The 3,738-nt window shown below is 66.2% G+C and carries 2 protein-coding genes; one reads left to right on the top strand and one right to left on the bottom strand.

What is annotated here, in order from left to right; translation table 11 throughout:
• Positions 1-251: 251 nt before the first annotated feature.
• Positions 252-2,858: a hypothetical protein gene (locus tag ACILRA_RS21015; RefSeq protein ID WP_395664000.1), complete on the bottom strand. Its 2,607-nt coding sequence runs from the start codon at positions 2,856-2,858 to the stop codon at positions 252-254.
• A 93-nt stretch (positions 2,859-2,951) separates the two neighbouring features.
• Between ACILRA_RS21015 and ACILRA_RS21010 the strand changes: the two genes are divergently transcribed.
• On the top strand, positions 2,952-3,738 hold a 787-nt coding region (locus ACILRA_RS21010; protein ID WP_395663999.1), incomplete at its 3' end, for a trans-sulfuration enzyme family protein.

Below are 3,738 nucleotides of genomic sequence, written 5' to 3'. Positions count from 1 at the left end.
CCTCCAGTCCCAAACCCTTCGCATGGAAAGCCAACCCTGGCGATATCATCGCAGCTCGGAACCGTGGGTTCCAAACGTTGGAGTCAATCCACTAGAGCGGCGGGCGGTCAGTTGAGATCACCTCCCAATTTTCACCGTCATGCCAGCGAAAGCTGGCATCCCGCTTTTGTTGCAGCACATGCAGACAGAAAGCGGGACCCCAGCTTTCGCGTGCAGGTGGATTGAGAAGCTGGCGCATCATGCTCTCGAAATCACCGCCGCCAAGCCCGCCCCGGGCGCAGGCCCGCCAGGGTGTCGATCCAACGGGACAGGGCCGGTACCAGAAGGCCGACGAGAAGTCCGGCAAGCACGAGCAGCAGGGCGAGAACCCCTCCGACTTCCGCCACCGCAGGGCGCGAAGACAGCGCCAGTGGTCCCACGGCCCCGGCCAGCGCCAGCGGCGGCAGAAGTGCGGCACGCAGAGGCGGGCCGATGGCGGAGATCTTTGGCCTGCTGGACAGGTGATCGGCGATCCGCATCGCCGAGGCGATCACCACAGCGAACGCCGCGCTCAAACCTGCCAGCATTGCGGCGTTGAGGCTGATGCCAAACTGCACGATGACGGCCGCAGCCAGCGTGACAAAGGCAGCCGCCGGCACCAGAGACAATACCCACGCCACAACGTTGCGGAGCGCGGCCAACACAAGGATCGCAGCCAGCGGCAGCGCCGTTGCCAAGGCTAGCGTCGTCTCACGATGAATGATCTCGTTGCGCGCCAGGAACACAAGCGGCTCGCCGGCGGATTGGGGAACCGCGCGCCGCACGGCGGCCGGGAAGGAAAGCACGCCCGCACCACTCCGCGGCATCACCTCGATGCGCCACACCCCCTGCTCCGATACAAAGCGGCGCAGGAGACGGGGATCGAGGCTTTCTATTCCGGGGGCCTCCAGCCTGGAGAGGCGCTCCGTCAACGCGGACAGATCGCCGAGCCCGCCGAAGAGCGCGCGCTCGAGCGCTGCAACGCGTTCCGCCGCCGGTGGCTGCGGCGACATGAAGAGCGCGACGGCTCGGCGCAACCGGAGTGCAGCATCCTTCAGGGCAGGCGAGGTGGCGGGTCCGACCGCGATCGCCGTCAATTGCACCTCAAGTTCGGCAAGGCTCTGGACCATCTGGGCCGGGTCGGCCTGGTTGCGGAATGCGGGCCCGAAAGGGGTGAGGTTCGACAGCCGCGAGAGTTCCGCGATCTTCTCCGGCGCCTGCGGCGGCAGGAACTGCGAGGCAGTGCGCACGGCACCAACCTCGGCGAGGCCCGCGAGATTGCCCAGCAACGCATCGACGTTGCCGGCGGGCGCGAGGATGTGGATCGCGCCGCGCGCGTCGGGGGTCTCGATGAGGGGCGGTGGCGAGGAGGGAAACTGACGTTCACCGAAGCGGACGGATGGAATGAGTGCCACGCAGACCAGTGCGGCCGTGACAACAAGCAACGCCAATGCATCCATGGCGTTGCGTCCGGCGGCGGGCAGCGGGCCACCCAGGGCCTCGTCGAGCCAGTTTGCCTCCTCGGCCGGGCGGCGGGCCGCCAACACGGAGAGCGCTGCCGGGAGCAGCGTCATGCTGACAACCCACGCCACCGCACAGCCGAACAAAGCGATTGCCGCCAACTGGCTGAGCGAGGGCAGCTGCCGCGGAATCCATGACAGCCACACCGCGGCAAACACAAGCATGACAGCGGTGATGAAGCCTCCCTGGCGGTGACCGGCCAGCATGATGGACTGCGTGATCGACACGCCTTTGGCACGGCAGCTTGCAAAGGAGGTTGCGAGCATCGATCCCGCAACGAAGACCGGCGCCAGGACTGCGAGGGCGAAGGACCAGGTTGCCCCATCGAGCGGGCGGCCCGCCGCCGCGGCAGCCGCCGCCGCGCAGCATAGCGTGACGGCGCAGCCCAGCAGGACCGCCAGCGCGTGGCGGACCGAACCCAGGATGAAGGCCGTGAGGAGTGACGCAAGCAGAACCGAGAGGCTTGCAGGCACCACGAAATCCCGAAAGGTGCTGGGGGCGCTGGCCAGGGCCTGGCGCGGCCACAGCCAGCTGATACCCTCAACGCCCTCCGATGCTGCGCGCGCAACCGCGGCTGCTTCGGGCTCCTTGCCGGGCTGGGGCGTCGCCATCACATACCAGCGCTGGCTCTGCATCTCGCCGCCAAGGCCCGCGAGAGCCACCCAATTCACAGGCAGCGGGCTTCCCTTCACCTCCGCTTCGATTGCCGAAGACGCCGCCAGGAGCATCGCTTCGAGGCCCGGGGGCGAGCGGCCCTGCAGGACTGCCTTCCCGATCTCGTTGACCAGGCTGGCAAAGCCCAGAATATCAGGAGCGGAAGCCATGGCGTAATGGAGAGGCTCCATCTGAATGAGCCAGTCAACCTGTGCGCGAACCTCCGCCAGATCGCGGAACAGAATGGCGTTCTCCTGGTAAAACGCGCCAGTTCCGGGCACGAAGGCCGACAGGAACAGGTCCTTGCGCGCATCGAGGGCCGCGGCAAGGGCCATGGCTTGTTGGCGCGCCGTGGCGGGATCGCTGTTGTCGGCAATGGCCAGGAACGTCTGCTCGATGCCGGGGAACTGCCGCTCCAACTCGGCATTGAGCCTCACCGTGGTATCGTCGAGGGTGATGCGCGGACGCAGGTCCGGGTCGATCCTGAGGGTGGCGGAGGCATAGCTGCCGCAGACCAACGCCAGCACGGTATAGATCAGAACGATGATGTTGCCGTGGTCAGCTGAAAAGCGTGCAAGGCGCGCATAGGCGTTGGGACGCAGCTTATGCCGCGGCCCGGCGCTCAGTTGCGGCCTTCCGCTCCAATGGGGATTGTCCCACGTCATTCTTGGCCTGAAGATCCCCCGGCGCGGATGTTGCAGATTCGATTGGCTGACCGCATCATAGGACAGTTTCACCGGAAAGGAAAAACGGGCACCATGGCGTCGCAAAAGGGCCTTAACCACGGCTGGCACACCGAGACAACCGCTGTTCACGCAGGGGAATTCGTCGATCCGGCTACGAGGGCCTCATCACCCAACCTGGTGATGTCCGTTACCTTCGCGCCCGAAACCGTCACGGGCTTTTCCGCCCGGGACGAACAGGGCTATGACGGCTTCGTCTACGGCCGGGTGAGCAGCCCCACGGTGGCACAGCTGCAGGAGAAGCTTGCGGCCCTCGAAGGGGCGGAAGGCGCACTTTGCTATGCATCGGGGATTGCCGCCGCCCATGCCCTGATCTGTGGCCGCTTAAGCCGGGGCGACCACCTGATCGTGCCGGACGCCAATTACGTCGGCATCGCCGAACTGGCGCGCGATACGCTGCCGCGCTTCGGGATCGAGGTGTCCTATGTTGATACCTCAAGCCCGGAGGAGGTCGCCGCGGCAATCCGCCCGAACACCCGTATGCTGTGGCTCGAGACGCCCGCGAACCCGACCATGAAACTGTGCGACATCGCCGGTCTCGCCAGGCTGGCCCATGAACGCGGCGTGCGGGATGTGGCGGTGGATTCGACCTACGCCACCCCCATCGCGACCCTGCCCCTGCAGCTGGGTGCGGATTTCGTTGTACATTCCCTCACCAAATACATCGGCGGCCACGGCGATGCGATGGGCGGCGCCGTGATCGGCCGCAAGGCTGAACTCGACGCGCTGAACCTGGAGGCGACCGTGCATTTCGGCGGCGTGCTTTCCCCGTTCAACGCATGGCTGATCCTGCGCGGTGCGG

Source organism: Aestuariivirga sp., assembly GCF_044239095.1.
Classification (GTDB): Bacteria; Pseudomonadota; Alphaproteobacteria; order Rhizobiales; family Aestuariivirgaceae; genus Aestuariivirga.
The sequence above is the reverse complement of the archived record's forward strand: the minus strand, read 5'-3'. Positions and strand labels throughout refer to the sequence as shown.